This window comes from Prevotella sp. 885 (assembly GCF_002265625.1).
GTDB lineage: Bacteria > Bacteroidota > Bacteroidia > Bacteroidales > Bacteroidaceae > Prevotella.
The window spans coordinates 12,825-29,952 of record NZ_NOVE01000043.1; the positions used below are offsets into that span (position 1 = coordinate 12,825).

Annotated in this window: 10 protein-coding genes and 1 tRNA gene; all 11 read left to right on the plus strand. The window is 51.0% G+C overall.

What is annotated here, in order from left to right; translation table 11 throughout:
* The first annotated feature begins 9 nt into the window (after positions 1 to 9).
* A tRNA-Trp gene (locus CHL74_RS11620) sits at positions 10 to 82 on the plus strand.
* 16 nt (positions 83 to 98) lie between these two features.
* Positions 99 to 290 carry a preprotein translocase subunit SecE gene (gene secE / locus CHL74_RS16585; RefSeq protein ID WP_094881321.1) on the plus strand — a complete coding sequence of 64 codons (192 nt, stop codon included), beginning with the start codon at positions 99 to 101 and terminating at the stop codon, positions 288 to 290.
* A 13-nt stretch (positions 291 to 303) separates the two neighbouring features.
* Positions 304 to 849: a transcription termination/antitermination protein NusG gene (gene nusG, locus CHL74_RS11630; protein WP_094881323.1), complete on the plus strand. Its 546-nt coding sequence runs from the start codon at positions 304 to 306 to the stop codon at positions 847 to 849.
* Positions 850 to 910: 61 nt separating this feature from the next.
* Positions 911 to 1,354 (plus strand): 50S ribosomal protein L11, encoded by a 444-nt coding sequence (gene rplK / locus CHL74_RS11635; protein WP_094881324.1) that lies wholly within the window; start codon positions 911 to 913, stop codon positions 1,352 to 1,354.
* A gap of 18 nt (positions 1,355 to 1,372) precedes the next feature.
* Complete coding sequence (rplA, locus tag CHL74_RS11640; protein WP_094881325.1) at positions 1,373 to 2,062, plus strand: 50S ribosomal protein L1; 690 nt, start codon at positions 1,373 to 1,375, stop codon at positions 2,060 to 2,062.
* Between the two features lie 18 nt (positions 2,063 to 2,080).
* The gene (rplJ, locus tag CHL74_RS11645) at positions 2,081 to 2,596 is read left to right on the plus strand and encodes a 50S ribosomal protein L10 (protein WP_094881326.1); all 516 of its coding nucleotides are present in this window, start codon (positions 2,081 to 2,083) and stop codon (positions 2,594 to 2,596) included.
* Between the two features lie 54 nt (positions 2,597 to 2,650).
* Positions 2,651 to 3,025, plus strand: coding sequence for a 50S ribosomal protein L7/L12 (gene rplL, locus CHL74_RS11650; protein ID WP_094881327.1), 375 nt, complete (start codon positions 2,651 to 2,653; stop codon positions 3,023 to 3,025).
* Between the two features lie 191 nt (positions 3,026 to 3,216).
* Positions 3,217 to 7,029 carry a DNA-directed RNA polymerase subunit beta gene (gene rpoB / locus CHL74_RS11655; protein ID WP_094881328.1) on the plus strand — a complete coding sequence of 1,271 codons (3,813 nt, stop codon included), beginning with the start codon at positions 3,217 to 3,219 and terminating at the stop codon, positions 7,027 to 7,029.
* A gap of 28 nt (positions 7,030 to 7,057) precedes the next feature.
* On the plus strand, positions 7,058 to 11,389 hold the full coding sequence (gene rpoC, locus CHL74_RS11660) for a DNA-directed RNA polymerase subunit beta' (protein ID WP_094881329.1): 4,332 nt from the start codon (positions 7,058 to 7,060) through the stop codon (positions 11,387 to 11,389).
* A gap of 334 nt (positions 11,390 to 11,723) precedes the next feature.
* Positions 11,724 to 14,753 (plus strand): SusC/RagA family TonB-linked outer membrane protein, encoded by a 3,030-nt coding sequence (locus CHL74_RS11665; RefSeq protein ID WP_094881330.1) that lies wholly within the window; start codon positions 11,724 to 11,726, stop codon positions 14,751 to 14,753.
* 22 nt (positions 14,754 to 14,775) lie between these two features.
* The gene (locus CHL74_RS11670; protein ID WP_094881332.1) at positions 14,776 to 16,527 is read left to right on the plus strand and encodes a RagB/SusD family nutrient uptake outer membrane protein; all 1,752 of its coding nucleotides are present in this window, start codon (positions 14,776 to 14,778) and stop codon (positions 16,525 to 16,527) included.
* Positions 16,528 to 17,128: the final 601 nt, after the last annotated feature.

The window sequence follows — 17,128 nt, forward strand, 5'->3', positions numbered from 1 at the left end:
AACTATCCTACGGGAATAGCTCAGTTGGTAGAGCACTGGTCTCCAAAACCAGGTGTCGGGAGTTCGAGCCTCTCTTCCCGTGCAAAAAAGAAGATAATATGTTTAAAAAGTTAGTAAATTATTGCAAGGCTTGTTACGACGAACTTGCGCATAAAACTACTTGGCCAAAGTATGCTGAACTAAACCACAGCGCAGTGATTGTATTATCTGCTTCCCTTGTCATTGCCGTGGTAGTTTTCGCAATGGACTCCCTGTTTAAGTGGGTCATGACAATGGTATACCCAGGTTAATCGCTCAAGAAAAATGGCTCAGACAGAAAAAAAATGGTACGTGCTGCGTGCTTCCAGCGGAAAAGAAGCTAAAGTTAAGGAGTATCTTGACGCTGAGATTAAGCACGATCCGTTGCTCGAAAAACATGTTTCCCAGGTGGTACTGCCGCTCGAGAAGCACGTTTCTTTGCGTAATGGCAAGAAGGTGGTTAAGGAGAAGATTTCTCTCCCTGGCTACGTATTCGTAGAAGCAGCGCTCGTTGGTGACGTGGCTCACAAGTTGCGCTTCTCACCTAATGTGCTTGGCTTTCTTGGCGGTTTGGATAACCCGTCGCCTGTCCCACAATCCGAAATCAATCGCATGCTCGGTAGCTGCGAAGAGACAGAGGTTGTCGATACTGTAGACGTTCCCTACATGGTGGGCGAGACAGTAAAGGTGGCAGACGGTCCATTCTCCGGCTTCAGTGGCGTCATCGAAGAGGTGAGTGCCGAGAAGCGCAAACTTAAGGTGATGGTCAAAATCTTCGGACGTAAGACTCCGTTGGAACTCGGTTTTATGCAAGTCGAAAAGGAAGGCTGATGCATTGTTACGAACGCATCGGAATTCTTTTATAATAATCAATTAAATATTAACAGACAAAATGGCTAAAGAAGTTGCTGGATTAATCAAATTACAGATTAAAGGTGGCGCTGCGAATCCTTCACCTCCAGTAGGACCTGCTCTTGGTTCTAAGGGTATCAACATTATGGGATTCTGCAAGGAGTTCAACGCCAGAACCCAGGATAAGGCAGGCAAGATCATTCCTGTTGTTATCACCTACTACACCGATAAATCATTCAGCTTCGAACTGAAGACTCCTCCTGCAGCAGTACAGCTCAAGGAGGCAGCCAAGGTAAAGAGTGGCTCAGCCCAGCCTAACCGCCAGAAAGTTGGTAAAGTAACTTGGGAGCAGGTAAAAGCAATCGCTGAGGACAAACTGAAGGATTTGAACTGCTTTACAGTTGAATCAGGAATGAGACTGGTTGCTGGAACAGCAAGAAGTATGGGTATTACTGTAGAGGGAGACTTCCCTGAGAATGTTTAATAACTTCAATTCGAAAAAATGAAACTGACAAAAAATCAAAAATCAGTAGCTGACAAGGTTGAAGCAGGGAAGGCATACACACTGAAAGAGGCTTCAGAGCTGGTAAAGGAAATCACCACTACCAAGTTCGACGCTTCTATTGATATTGATGTACGCTTGGGCGTTGACCCGCGTAAGGCAAACCAGATGGTTCGTGGCGTCGTTTCGCTGCCTGCCGGAACTGGTAAGGTTACACGCGTGCTCGCTCTCTGTACTCCCGATCAGGAAGCTGCTGCTAAGGAAGCTGGTGCCGACTATGTTGGTCTTGACGAGTATATCGAGAAGATCAAGGGTGGTTGGACTGACGTAGACGTAATCATCACAATGCCTTCTTGCATGGGTAAGATTGGTCCTATCGGCCGTATCCTCGGTCCTCGTGGACTTATGCCTAACCCCAAGAGCGGTACCGTAACAATGGACGTTGCTAAGGCAGTTAAGGAAGTAAAGCAGGGTAAGATTGACTTTAAGGTTGACAAGGCTGGTATCATCCACACGTCAATCGGTAAGGTGAACTTCACTCCGGAGCAGATCTATCAGAATGCCAAGGAGTTCATCGCTACAATCATCAAGCTCAAGCCTGCTGCTGCTAAAGGTACATACATCAAGAGTATCTTTATTTCGAGCACTATGAGTAAGGGTATCAAGGTTGATCCGAAATCAGTTGAGTAACTCTAAAAGTTTTGTAAAATGAAGAAAGAAATCAAAGATACTATTATTGCTGAGCTCGGTGAGAAGCTGAAGGAATATCCTCACTTCTATCTCGTCGACCTTGCTGGACTCAACGCTGAGGCAACAAGCAACCTTCGTCGCAAGTGCTTCAAGAACCAGATCAAGATGACGGTTGTGAAGAACAACCTTCTTCGTGAGGCTTTCCAGGCAAGCGAGATCGATTTCGAGCCCATGTACGGAGCTCTTAAGGGCACAACCGCTGTTATGTTCTGTCATACAGCCAACGTTCCCGCTAAGCTTCTTAAGGAATACAAGAAAGAGGGCGTTCCCGCACTCAAGGCTGCTTATGCTGAGGAGACCATCTTCGGTGCTGACCAGCTCGAGGCACTTGTAGCTCTCAAGAGCAAGAACGAGGTTATTGCCGACATCGTGGCATTGCTGCAGTCTCCGGCAAAGAACGTTATCTCTGCTCTTCAGTCAGGCGCAAACACTATTCACGGTGTGCTTAAGACTTTGGGCGAGCGTCCTGAGTAATTCAACTCCAAGTCACAAAACATTAACATTAAAAACAATTAAAATTTAAATAAAATGGCAGATATCAAAGCTATTGCTGAAGAATTGGTAAATCTTACAGTAAAGGAAGTAAATGAGTTGGCAACAGTCCTCAAGGAGGAGTACGGAATTGAGCCCGCAGCTGCAGCTGTAGCTGTAGCAGCTGGTCCCGCTGCAGGCGGTGAGGCTGCTGAGGAGAAGTCTTCTTTCGACGTTATCCTCGCTGAGGTTGGTGGCGCTAAGCTCCAGGTTGTAAAGGCAGTTAAGGAAGCTTGCGGTCTTGGCTTGAAGGAAGCTAAGGATCTCGTAGACGGCGCTCCTGCTAAGATCAAGGAAGGTCTCTCTAAGGAGGAGGCTGAGAACTTGAAGAAGGCTATCGAGGAGTCTGGTGCTAAGGTAGAGCTCAAGTAATAAAACATTACGTTGACTACTCGGACGTCTGTGGTTGACGAGTCGCGTAATGCGTTTACGCACATTGAATTTATCAACCACAACGTTTCTTGAAAACTTATATGGTTAGGATCTTCCAAGTAGGCGGGTCCTAACCTTTTTGTGTCTTTTCACATTCACTGATTTTTTTACTCACCCTTTAAATACTTCTGATGGCTTCAAAAATTGTTGATAACAGAGTAAATTTTGCCAGCGTCCATAATCCGTTGCCATATCCGGATTTCCTCGATGTGCAGCTCAAGTCCTTTAAGGATTTCCTTCAGTTAGACACTCCGCCTGAAGAACGCAAGAATGACGGCTTGTATAAGGTGTTCTCTGAGAACTTCCCTATCACCGACACACGTAACAATTTCGTTCTTGAGTTCTTGGATTACTATATCGACCCGCCGCGCTACTCCATTGACGAGTGCCTTGAGCGTGGTCTGACATATAGCGTACCTTTGAAGGCTAAGATGAAACTCTACTGTACGGATCCCGACCACGAGGACTTCGGCACATTCATCCAGGATGTCTTCCTTGGCACAATCCCCTACATGACGAGCAACGGCACTTTCGTTATCAATGGTGCTGAGCGCGTCGTAGTATCACAGCTTCACCGTTCGCCGGGCGTATTCTTCGGACAGGGCGTACACGCCAACGGAACAGTGCTCTATTCTGCACGTATCATTCCGTTCAAGGGCTCTTGGATTGAGTTCGCTACCGACATCAACAACGTCATGTACGCATACATTGACCGTAAGAAGAAGTTGCCGGTAACTACGCTTCTCCGTGCCATGGGCTACGAGCAGGATAAGGACATCCTCCAGATCTTCGACCTTGCCGAGGAGGTAAAGGTGAACAAGAAGAACCTGAAGGCTTGTATTGGCCGCAAGCTCGCCGCACGTGTCTTGAAGTCTTGGAACGAGGATTTCGTTGACGAGGATACGGGCGAGGTTGTTTCAATCGAGCGTAACGAGGTGGTAATGGAGCGTGAGACAGAGCTTACTGAGGACAACATCGAGGATATCCTCGAGGCAGAGCCCACATCAGTTCTTCTCCACAAGGACGCAGACGCTGCTTCCAAGTATTCCATCATCTTCAACACTCTCGGCAAGGACCCGTCGAACTCTGAGAAGGAGGCTGTGCTCTATATCTACCGCCAGCTCCGCAATGCCGATCCTGCCGATGACGCTTCAGCACGTGAAGTGTTCCAGAACCTCTTCTTCTCTGACAAGCGTTACGACCTCGGCGAGGTTGGACGTTACCGTATCAACAAGAAGCTCGGTCTCGACACCGATTCTGAGGTTCGCGTCCTCACAAAGGACGACATCATAGAGATTATCAAGTATCTCATCCAGCTTGTTAACTCGAACGCCACTGTGGACGATATCGACCACCTTTCTAACCGTCGTGTCCGCACAGTTGGCGAGCAGCTCTCCAACCAGTTCTCTATCGGTCTGGCACGTATGAGCCGCACCATCCGCGAGCGTATGAATGTCCGCGACAATGAGGTGTTCCAGCCCACCGACCTTATCAACGCTAAGACCATCTCCAGCGTTGTAAGCTCGTTCTTCGGCACCAACCCTCTGTCACAGTTCATGGACCAGACCAACCCGCTCGCCGAGGTTACGCACAAGCGTCGTCTCTCAGCCCTTGGTCCTGGCGGTCTCTCTCGTGAGCGCGCAGGTTTCGAGGTTCGAGACGTTCACTATACACACTATGGTCGCCTTTGTCCTATTGAGAGCCCTGAGGGTCCGAACATCGGTCTTATCTCTTCTCTCTGTGTATACGCCACCATCAATGAGCTTGGCTTCATCGCCACTCCGTACCGTAAGGTTCACGATTCATTGGTTGACCTCGACAACAAGAACGTTGTCTACCTCACCGCTGAGGAAGAGGAAGGCCACATCATCGGTCAGGGTAACGCTCCGCTCCGCGAGGACGGTTCGTTCATCCGCGACAATGTAAAGTGCCGCCAGAACGCTGAGTTCCCGGTAGTGCCGCCTTCAGAAGTTGACCTTATGGACGTATCGCCGCAGCAGATTGCTTCAGTATCTGCCGGTCTTATCCCGTTCCTCGAGCATGACGACGGTCACCGTGCGCTCATGGGATGTAACATGATGCGCCAGGCAGTACCTTTGCTCCACAATGATGCTCCTATTGTGGGCACCGGTCTGGAGAAGCAGGTGTGCGAGGACTCACGCACTATGGTTACAGCCGAGGGCGAGGGTGTTATCGAGTATGTAGATGCAACGACCATCCGCATCCTCTACGACCGCACCGATGACGAGGAGTTTGTAAGCTTCGAGCCGGCACTCAAGGAATATCGCATTCCTAAGTTCCGCCGCACCAACCAGAATATGACCATCGACCTCCGTCCTATCTGTAACAAGGGACAGCGAGTGAAGAAGGGCGACATCCTCACCGAGGGATATGCAACAGAGAACGGCGAGCTTGCACTCGGACGTAACCTCCTCGTGGCATACATGCCTTGGAAGGGATATAACTATGAGGACGCCATCGTGCTTTCAGAGCGCATGGTTCGTGACGATGTCCTCACATCTGTACACGTCGATGAGTACTCACTCGACGTCCGCGAGACAAAGCGTGGCGTAGAGGAGTTCACAAGCGACATCCCCAACGTCAGCGAGGAAGCCACAAAGGACCTCGACGACAACGGTATCGTTCGTATCGGTGCACGTATCGAGCCGGGTGACATCATGATCGGTAAGATCTCGCCGAAGGGTGAGAGCGACCCGTCACCGGAGGAGAAGCTGCTCCGCGCCATCTTCGGCGACAAGGCAGGCGACGTAAAGGATTCTTCTCTCAAGGCCAATCCGTCACTCAGCGGTGTTGTCATCGACAAGAAGCTCTTCGCACGTGCCATCAAGACACGCGAGTCGAAGAAGCAGGACAAGGTGATACTTGCCAAGATTGACGAGGAGTACGAGGCAAAGAACGACGACCTCAAGGACATCCTTGTTGACAAGCTCCTTACCCTCATGGAGGACAAGACCTCTATGGGCATCAAGGACTACTCAGGTGCTGAGATCATCAACAAGGGTGCCAAGGTTACTGCCACAATGCTCAAGAACCTTGAGTATGACGGCATCCAGTCGAACGGATGGACAGACGACGAGCATACCAATATGCTCATCTCTAAGCTCATCATGAACTACATCCGCAAGTACAAGCTCCTCGACGCTGAGCTGAAGCGTAAGAAGTTTGCCATCACCATCGGCGACGAGCTGCCTTCGGGCATCCTGCGTATGGCTAAGGTATACGTAGCCAAGAAGCGTAAGATCGGTGTAGGTGATAAGCTTGCCGGTCGTCACGGTAACAAGGGTATCGTATCTAAGATTGTACGTATGGAGGATATGCCGTTCCTCGAGGACGGACGTCCCGTTGACTTGGTGCTCAACCCGCTGGGTGTGCCTTCACGTATGAACCTTGGACAGATTTTCGAGGCTATTCTCGGTGCTGCAGGCCGCAAGCTCGGTGTCAAGTTCGCTACGCCTATCTTCGACGGTGCTAAGCTGGAAGACCTTTCAGAGTGGACAGACAAGGCAGGACTGCCTCACCTTTGCTCTACTCACCTCTACGACGGCGAGACAGGCGAGCGTTTCGACCAGCCTGCTACAGTCGGCGTGACATACTTCCTCAAGCTCGGCCACATGGTCGAGGACAAGATGCACGCACGTTCCATCGGTCCGTACTCACTCATCACTCAGCAGCCGCTCGGTGGTAAGGCACAGTTCGGTGGTCAGCGTTTCGGAGAGATGGAGGTTTGGGCCATCGAGGCATTCGGCGCCAGCCACGTACTTCAGGAGATCCTCACCATCAAGTCTGACGACACCGTGGGACGCTCTAAGGCTTACGAGGCCATCGTCAAGGGTGACCCGATGCCTACACCGGGCATTCCTGAGTCGCTCAACGTGCTCCTGCACGAGTTAAGCGGTCTTGGTCTTAGCATCAAACTCGAATAATCCGTACATCCCTAAATAAAAGAAACATATGGCTTTCAAGAAAGATACAAAAGTAAAGACTAATTTCACGAAGATCACCATCGGACTTGCTTCTCCCGAGGAGATTCTGGAGAACTCGTACGGCGAGGTTACAAAGCCGGAGACCATCAACTACCGCACCTACAAGCCGGAGCGCGACGGTCTCTTCTGCGAGCGCATCTTCGGTCCGACACGCGACTATGAGTGCGCCTGCGGAAAGTACAAGCGTATCCGTTACAAGGGCATCGTCTGCGACCGTTGTGGTGTGGAGGTAACAGAGAAGAAGGTGCGCCGCGAGCGCAGCGGACATATCGAGCTGGTAGTGCCGGTTGCACATATCTGGTATTTCCGTTCTCTGCCTAACAAGATCGGCTACCTTCTCGGAATGCCGACCAAGAAGCTCGACCAGGTGATCTACTACGAGAAGTATGTAGTTATCCAGCCGGGTGCTCTTGAGGGACGTACCGATCAGGATGGTATTGAGCTGCTTGGCTCACACAAGATGGACCTCCTCTCAGAGGATGAGTACATCGACATCATCGACAACAAGCTGGGCGCTGCCAACGACGCTCTCGATGACAGCGATCCTAACAAGTTCATTGCAAAGATGGGTGCGGAGGCCATTTACGACCTCCTCGCCAATCTCGACCTCGACTCGCTCTCTTATGAGCTTCGCGAGCGTGCCAACAACGACTCGTCACAGCAGCGTAAGACTGAGGCTCTGAAGCGTCTTCAGGTTGTAGAGGCATTCCGCGGCAGCAAGGACGTCAACCGTCCTGAGTGGATGATCATGAAGATCATTCCCGTTACACCGCCGGAGCTTCGTCCTCTCGTTCCCCTGGACGGTGGACGTTTCGCCACTTCCGACCTCAACGACCTCTATCGTCGTGTCATCATACGTAACAACCGCTTGAAGCGCCTCGTTGAGATCAAGGCTCCTGAGGTGATTCTCCGCAACGAGAAGCGTATGCTTCAGGAGGCTGTTGACAGCCTCTTCGATAACTCTCGCAAGTCGAGCGCCGTAAAGAGTGACGCCAACCGTCCTCTTAAGTCGCTCTCTGACTCGCTCAAGGGTAAGCAGGGACGTTTCCGTCAGAACCTTCTTGGTAAGCGTGTCGACTATTCAGCACGTTCGGTTATCGTCGTTGGTCCTGAGCTCAAGATGGGCGAGTGCGGTCTGCCGAAGCTTATGGCAGCCGAGCTTTACAAGCCGTTTATCATCCGCAAGCTCATCGAGCGCGGCATCGTGAAGACTGTAAAGAGCGCCAAGAAGATCGTTGACCGCCGCGAGCCGGTTATCTGGGACATCCTCGAGAACGTAATGAAGGGTCATCCCGTCATGCTCAACCGTGCCCCGACACTTCACCGTCTCGGTATCCAGGCGTTCCAGCCGAAGCTTATCGAGGGTAAAGCCATCCAGCTCCACCCGCTTGCATGTACTGCGTTCAACGCCGACTTCGACGGTGACCAGATGGCTGTTCATCTCCCGCTCAGCAACGAGGCTGTACTTGAGGCACAGATATTGATGCTCCAGAGCCACAACATCCTGAACCCTGCCAACGGTGCTCCTATCACCGTGCCGTCTCAGGATATGGTGCTCGGTCTTTACTATATCACAAAGATCCGTCCGGGCGCAAAGGGCGAGGGTCTGACATTCTACGGCGACGAGGAAGCCCTCATCGCACACAACGAAGGCAAGTGTGATCTCCACGCTCAGGTAAAGGTTATCGTTAACGACCTCGTTGACGGCAAGCCCCAGAAGCGTATGATCGAGACATCTGTAGGACGTGTAATCGTCAATCAGATTATCCCTGAGGAGGTCGGCTTCTTCAACGATGTCATCTCTAAGAAGACCCTGCGCGGACTTATCTCTGACGTTATCAAGGCTGTAGGTATGGCACGTGCTTGTGAGTTCCTCGACGGTATCAAGAACCTCGGTTACCGCATGGCTTACGTGGCTGGTCTTTCGTTCAACCTTGACGATATCATCATCCCGCCAGAAAAGAAGAGTATCGTGGAGCGCGGTGCTGCAGATGTTCGCGCCATCCAGGACAACTATAACATGGGCTTCATCACTGAGAACGAGCGTTACAACCAGGTGATCGATACCTGGACCCACGTCAACAACGACCTCGCAAACATCCTTATGAAGGAGATGACTGAGGCAGACCAGGGCTTCAACGCCGTATTCATGATGCTCGACTCCGGTGCCCGTGGTTCTAAGGACCAGATCAAGCAGCTGTCAGGTATGCGTGGTCTTATGGCCAAGCCTATGAAGGCAGGTGCAGAGGGACACCAGATTATCGAGAACCCGATTATCTCCAACTTTAAGGAGGGTATGTCGGTGCTCGAGTACTTCATCGCTTCGCACGGTGCCCGTAAGGGTCTTGCCGATACCGCTATGAAGACTGCCGACGCCGGTTACCTTACACGTCGTCTTGTCGACGTATCGCACGACGTTATCATCTCAGAGGAGGACTGCGGCACACTCCGTGGTCTTGTCTGCACCGCTCTCAAGAACGGTGACGAGGTTATCTCTTCACTCTCAGAGCGCATCATCGGTCGTGTTTCAGTACACGACGTCGTTGATCCTACCACAGGTGAGGTACTTGTTTCAGCCGGTGAGGAAATCACAGAGACTAAGGCAAAGGCCATCGAGAACTCTCCGATCGAGAGCGTCGAGATTCGTTCAGTGCTCACCTGCGAGAGCAAGAAGGGTGTCTGCATGAAGTGTTACGGTCGCAACCTTGCCACACAGCGCATGGTTCAGCTCGGCGAGGCTGTCGGCGTTATCGCTGCACAGGCCATCGGTGAGCCGGGTACACAGCTTACTCTCCGTACGTTCCACGCCGGTGGTGTGGCAGGTAACGCTGCCGCCAACGCATCCATCGTTGCCAAGAACGACTGCAAGCTTAAGTTCGAGGATCTCCGTGTTGTTCCGTTCGTCGAGAACAATGGCGAGAAGGACGTCGACTGCCACATGGTTGTCAGCCGTCTTACCGAGCTTCAGTTTGTCGACCCGAATACAGACATAGCACTTGCTACGGTCAACGTTCCTTACGGTTCGTCACTCTACTTCAAGGAGGGCGACGTAGTCAAGAAGGGCGACCTCATTGCCAAGTGGGACCCGTTCAACGCTGTCATCGTTACAGAGTATGCAGGTACGCTCCGCTTCAACGACGTTATTGAGGGCGTTACCTTCCGTGCCGATACTGACGAAGCAACAGGTCTTACCGAGAAGATCATCACCGACTCGAAGGACAAGTCGAAGGTTCCTACCTGCGACATCCTCGACAGAAACGGCGAGGTTATCGGTACATACAACTTCCCGGTGGGTGGACACGTAGTCTGCGAGGACGGTCAGACCGTCAAGACCGGTATGACTCTTGTGAAGATTCCGCGTGCTGCAGGTTCTGCAGGCGATATCACTGGTGGTCTGCCTCGAGTAACAGAGCTCTTCGAGGCTCGTAACCCGTCTAACCCTGCAGTCGTTTCAGAAATCGACGGTGAGGTTACAATGGGTAAGGTTAAGCGTGGCAACCGCGAAATTATCGTTACATCTAAGACTGGCGACCAGCGCAAGTACCTCGTATCGCTCTCTAAGCAGATCCTCGTTCAGGAGCACGACGCCGTTCGTGCCGGAACTCCGCTTTCTGACGGTAGCATCACTCCGGGCGACATCCTCGCCATCAAGGGCCCCACAGCCGTACAGGAGTATATCGTTAACGAGGTTCAGGACGTTTACCGTCTCCAGGGTGTGAAGATCAACGACAAGCACTTCGAGATTATCGTCCGCCAGATGATGCGTAAGGTTCAGATTGACGAGCCGGGCGATACCACATTCCTCGAGCAGGAGATGGTTGACAAACTCGACTTCGCTGAGGAGAACGACCGCATCTGGGGCAAGAAGTACGTCACCGACGCCGGCGACTCTGACGTCCTCAAGGTCGGACAGATTGTCTCAGCCCGCAAGCTTCGTGACGAGAACTCAAGCCTCAAGCGCCGTGACCTCCGTCTGGTTCAGGTTCGCGACACCATCCCCGCAACATCTACACAGATTCTGCAGGGTATCACTCGCGCCGCTCTCCAGACCAAGAGCTTCATCTCGGCTGCTTCGTTCCAGGAGACCACAAAGGTGCTCAACGAGGCTGCCATCCGCGGAAAGGTAGACTACCTCGAGGGTATGAAGGAGAACGTTATCTCCGGTCACCTCATCCCCGCAGGTACTGGTCTGCGTCAGTGGGATAAGATTATTGTCGGTTCAAAGGAAGAGTACGATCGCATCCAGGCCAACCGCAAGAACGTCACTGACTACTCACAGCAGAACAAGTCTGAGGAATAATCAGACCATAAATATGACATACACGATATATAACGCATAATATATCATAGCTTAAAGAAGCGCCCTGAAAAGGTGAAGGCATCATAAAAGCATGCCAAGCCTTTTCAGGGCGCTTTCTTTATATATAGTGTTCAGATGTGCGTGCCAATCTGTTCTAAAGTACGCATAACGCCCCCCCCCGTTTTTATTTTTTTTAAAAATATTCATATAAGTTTTGTAGTTTTGTAAAAATGTATTACATTTGCACCGCAATCTAAAAAGTGTTGCCAAAACATTACAACCTAAGAGAGATTATACTTAAACCTATATTATATCTAAAACAAAACTACAGATTATGGAAAATGTAAAGAAGTGTGCTCCAAGCCTTCCTTTTACGAAGAGCGTGGTTGCATCGTTTGCTGTGGGTATGTTGCTTTGTGCCACTAACGCATCAGCAGCCAACGAACTCGCACGTTCTGTTTACTCAACCAACCTGACCCAGCAGAATAACCAGGTCTCTGGTCGCGTGGTCGATTCCAACGGTGAACCCCTTATCGGCGTTAGCGTCGTAGAGAAGGGCAACAAAGGTAACGGAGCCGTTACCGATGTGGATGGTAACTTCACCCTCCGCGTTTCTCCCAAATCCACCCTCCTTATTTCATACGTAGGCTACAAGTCGCAGGAAGTGTCTGTCAACGGTCGCAATGCCGTCACGGTTACTCTTTCTGAGGATGCTGAGCTTCTCAACGACGTCGTAGTTATCGGTTACGGTACCGTAAAGAAGGCAGACCTTGCCGGTTCGGTTGCCGTAATGGACAACAAGGCGTTCAAGGACCAGCCTATCACACAGGCTTCAGACGCTCTCAACGGCCGTATGGCTGGTGTGAACGTAGTGTCAGACGGTATTCCCGGCGGTTCTGTAAAGATTCGTGTACGTGGATCTAACTCTATCACAAAGAGCAACGACCCGTTGTATATCGTTGACGGTATGGTTCGCGAGTCAGGTCTTGACGGCATCAACCCTGAGGACATTCAGAGCATGCAGGTGTTGAAGGACGCTTCTTCTACAGCCATCTACGGTTCGCGTGGTGCCAACGGTGTAGTTATTGTTACCACAAAGACAGGTCGCAAGGGCGAGAGCCGCATCACCTTCGATGCTTCTTACGGCTTCTCTAAGGCCACCAAGCTGCCTAAGATGATGAGCACAAAGGCTTATGCTCAGGCTCTTGTCGACTATGCAGGAAAGACAGAGAACGAAGTCAAGGAATTCCTTGACGGCACAAATCCCGGCGTTGACTGGGTGGACACAATGTTCCGCACTGGTCAGACCCAGAACTATAAGCTCGTCTTCACAAAGGGTACCGACGGTATGCAGGCATACGTTTCAGGTAACTATATGAAGAACGAGGGTACACTCGAAGGCAGCCAGTACGAGCGTTATTCAGCAAAGGCAAACGTCAAGACTCAGCTTAACAAGTGGCTTAATGTCACTGTTGACGTTAACGCTTCTCGTGGCGTAGGCAAGGGTGTAGCCAGCCTCCCCGGCACCACCAGCAACCCGTTGTGGATTGCCTTCAACTCATCTCCCGCGATGAACATGTACGACAAGAACGGCAATTATGCTCAGGACCAGTACTGTACCATCGAGCCTAACGCATACGGTATGCTCGTAGGCAACCAGAGCGAGCGCCGTCACGACGTATTCAACGGTCACATCGACCTCCAGTTCAACATCCTCCCCGGCTTGACATTCACCACAAGCAACGGTGTTGACTATATGAATAATACATCTTACAGCCTTTCTTCCGGCAAGGTGTCGCGTACGGGTCAGGTGAACATGGGCAACAGCAACTCACAGCGCACATTGCTCCAGTCTACCAACAACCTTACATACACCAACTCTTGGGGCGACCATCACCTTACAGCTACAGGCGTATGGGAGGCTACAAAGAGCACCTCTACCAATATGGGCATCACCGGTCTCAACCTCGTTACAGAGAACGTAGGATGGTGGAATGTTCAGAACGCCCGTACACAGAAGGCCAACAACGGCTTCTCTGAGTGGGCACTTCTCTCAGGTGTAGGTCGTGTAATGTACAACTTCGCTGATAAGTATATGCTTACCGGTACGTTCCGTGCCGACGGCTCAAGCCGCTTCACCAACAACAAGTGGGGCTACTTCCCCTCTATTGCAGGTGCATGGACCGTCACCAACGAGAAGTTCATGGAGAGCACACGCGATCTGCTCAGCAACTTGAAGATCCGTGCAAGCTACGGTATCATCGGTAATCAGGACATCGCTCCGTACTCAACACTCGCTTTGCTTTCTGCAACAGACACATACTACGGAACAAACACTCCGTCAGTAGGTTACAAGCTCGACAGAATTGCCACTCCTGACATCAAGTGGGAGAAGACCAAGCAGTTTGACCTTGGTGTTGACCTCGGTTTCTTCAACAACCGCTTGGAGCTGAGCCTCGACTACTTCAACAAGCAGACAAGCGACGCCCTCCTTTCCACAACAACATCTAACGCACTCGGTGGCTTCACCTATATGGCTAACCTCGGTAAGGTTGCCAACCATGGTCTTGACATCACGCTCAACGCCCGCATCATCGAGACAAAGGACTTCCAGTGGCAGACCTCTATCAACGGTACATACCTGAAGAACGAGGTGAAGAAGCTTACTGAAAAACAGCCGGTTATCCACACTGGTAGCTTCCAGTCTGTAGTGGTTGATCCATGTATCATCAAGGAAGGCGAGGCACTCGGTTCGTTCTTCGGACAGGAGTGGGCTGGCATCGACAAGGAAGGCTACGACACATACTGGTCAACTAACGAGGCTGGTGAGCGCGTAGCTGTAAGAGACCCGAAGGAATCAGACCGCAAGGTTCTCGGCAAGTCTACACCTGACTTCACACTCGGATGGAACAACACCTTGTCATACAAGAACTGGAGCCTCAATGCATTCTTCAACTCTGCATTCGGCGTACAGCGTCTCAACGCCCTCCGCTTCGCTATGAACTCAATGATCGGCAACTCACGTATGTTCACCGATGCTGACTTCCTCAGCGAGATCGGCAAGACAATGCCTAATCCGACAGTTGCCAACAACAACTACATCGGTGCTTCGTCTAAGTGGGTGGAGAACGCCAACTACTTCCGCTGCGAGAACATCACATTGGCTTATGAGATGCCGAAGAGCATGACCAAGTTTGCAGACATCCGTCTGAGCTTCAGCGTCCAGAACCTCTTCACCATTACCAACTACAAGGGATCTAACCCTGCCGGCTACAATGGTGACGGCGACGCAACAGGCGGTATCGACTGCGGTACTTACCCGACTCCGAGAACATTCACCTTCGGTGCAAGATTCAACTTCTAACCAATTAAAGGAAACATAAGTCATGAAAATTAATATATTATCAGGCTGCGTCCTTGCAGCTTCAATGTTGCTCACTACATCATGTAGCGACTTCCTCACAGAGGACCCCAAGGGACAGCTGACCAATGAGACGCTGTTCAAGACAAAGGCCGACCTCGACCTTGCCGTTAACTCATTGTATTCGAATATACAGGGCTTCCAGTGCAACTCCAACACTATGATCGTACAGTGTATGGGTGATGACGTAACGTCAACCACTGGCTCTAACAAGGCTGCATATCTTGCTGCCGACGTCTTCGAGGACCCGACAGACCTGAAGGGTGTCAACGACCTCTGGAGCTGGTACTACAACATCATCAAGGCTTCCAACTACGTCATCGACTGCGCCAACTTTATGAAGGCAGACAAGTCAGAGCTGGGCGAGCAGCTTGGTCAGGCTTACTTCTGGCGTGCTTACGCTTACTACGGACTCGTACGTACATGGGGTCAGGTGCCCATCTCTCCTGAGGAGGTCATCTCTGTAGACCTCAAGAACAACACTGACGCAATTCCCTGCGCCACAGTAGAGCAAATCTTCAACTACATCGTGAAGGACCTCAAGGCAGCTGAGGAGTGCAATCTGCCAGAGAAGTATTCTGCTCCTAAGGCTATCGGCGATGCCAATGTCTTCGTAACGTCTCAGGCTGTCAAGTCAATGCTCTCTGCAGTATACATGTCAATGGCTGGCTATCCGCTCAACAAGACAGAGTATTATGCTCTCGCTGCTGACAAGGCCAAGGAAGTTGTCGATGCTGTAAAGGCACGCAACGTACAGACATTGCTCACAGACTGGAACAAGGTTTACAGCTATGGTGAGGACAATCACAACGAGTGCATCCTCGGCATCTACTATAACGCTAACACCGGTAGCTGGGGATGGGACGACTCACAGCTCACTTGCTGCCACGTTCCCTGTTCGCTGCCTTGGGGTGGCTGGGGCGACTTCCTCGCTGAGCGCCACTTCTGGTCTAAGTATCCCGCAGGTCCCCGTAAGGATGCTGTTTACGCTAAGACATATCTCACAAGCAACGGCAACAACGTAGACTGGTGGGCAACTGTTGACGGCGAGCCTTACTACAAGGTGAAGGGTGAAGACGGTAAGGACAAGACCAATGCCGTATTCTCTGACTACCGTCCGATGTTCACCGGCTTCTCAGTGAATGCTGACGACAAGGGTGCTGCTCAGAAAATCGACTTCGACTGCACCAAGCCTATCTATGCCGGTATGACTCTTGGCAAGCGCCACCAGCTCATCCGCTACGCTGAGGTGCTCTGCTGGTTTGCTGAGGCTTCGGCACGTTCAGGCAAGTACATCGCTGAGGCTAAGGAGGCTCTCAAGCAGGTACGTGCACGTGCTTACAGCGACGCTGCTGCCGTGACAGCCATCGACGGTATGTCTAACGACCAGCTTGCTGAGGCTGCTTACAACGAGCACAGATATGAGGTGGCTGGTAACGTACTCGGTATGGTAACCTGCCGTGAGGACGAGTTCCGTATGAACCGTCTGAAGGAAGTGTTCGATTACCGCGTTGGTCCTCAGAGCGACGTCCTCGTTCCCGCCGGAACTCTTACACACTCTGTTGACGCAAAGGGCAATCCTTTCGAGTACAAACTCAAGCAGGACCTCGTTCTTCCTGAGAACATGCAGGCTAAGGGTGCATGGAGAGGCGACAAGTCTGTCTATCACATCTATCCTCCTACAGAGGCAGAGCGTAACCCGAACCTGAAGCGATAAGCTCATCCCCTTTACTTGGCCGGCTTCTAGGACCGGCTATAACAATCAAGAGCGTCAGTGTTGCGAAAGCAACGCTGGCGCTCTTTTTGCGTTTGCATGTAAAGATTGATTATACACGAGATAGCAGTACAAACATAGGAGGCTATGGCGTCTCGCCGACACAATATTTGCATTTCTGATGCTCAATACTATGAGATGAACGCACTAATAAATCTTTGGTGCGAAATTCTCGAGTTTTGAGCGGTTTGAGCTAATACGTTTGCGCACAGCAGGTTACGCGATTTTCTGACGAAGCGTTATGAAATCAGACTCGCAAAAGAGCCGTTTTTTGCTGCAATAGTGCCACTTTTACACTACAATAGTGCCACTATTATCATGCAATAGTGCCACTTTTACTGTCTAATAGTGGCACTTTCGCAGTGTAAAAGTGGCTCTATCGTATGGCGTGGGTGCTGTTTGCACAGCAAAACACCATAAAAACAGCTTTTCGATTCTCTAGAATCAATTTTTATTTTGTAACAGCTTTTTACTCTTTGTACGATATTTGCATGGCAAGACAGATGATTAAAACGACAATACTCCGTTACTGTATGACAGTATG

Bases quoted from the DNA above. Each gene is read 5' to 3' on its own strand.
- secE (WP_094881321.1), top strand. From the start codon at position 99: ATGTTTAAAAAGTTAGTAAATTATTGCAAGGCTTGTTACGACGAACTT.
- nusG (WP_094881323.1), top strand. From the start codon at position 304: ATGGCTCAGACAGAAAAAAAATGGTACGTGCTGCGTGCTTCCAGCGGA.
- rplK (WP_094881324.1), top strand. From the start codon at position 911: ATGGCTAAAGAAGTTGCTGGATTAATCAAATTACAGATTAAAGGTGGC.
- rplA (WP_094881325.1), top strand. From the start codon at position 1,373: ATGAAACTGACAAAAAATCAAAAATCAGTAGCTGACAAGGTTGAAGCA.
- rplJ (WP_094881326.1), top strand. From the start codon at position 2,081: ATGAAGAAAGAAATCAAAGATACTATTATTGCTGAGCTCGGTGAGAAG.
- rplL (WP_094881327.1), top strand. From the start codon at position 2,651: ATGGCAGATATCAAAGCTATTGCTGAAGAATTGGTAAATCTTACAGTA.
- rpoB (WP_094881328.1), top strand. From the start codon at position 3,217: ATGGCTTCAAAAATTGTTGATAACAGAGTAAATTTTGCCAGCGTCCAT.
- rpoC (WP_094881329.1), top strand. From the start codon at position 7,058: ATGGCTTTCAAGAAAGATACAAAAGTAAAGACTAATTTCACGAAGATC.
- CHL74_RS11665 (WP_094881330.1), top strand. From the start codon at position 11,724: ATGGAAAATGTAAAGAAGTGTGCTCCAAGCCTTCCTTTTACGAAGAGC.
- CHL74_RS11670 (WP_094881332.1), top strand. From the start codon at position 14,776: ATGAAAATTAATATATTATCAGGCTGCGTCCTTGCAGCTTCAATGTTG.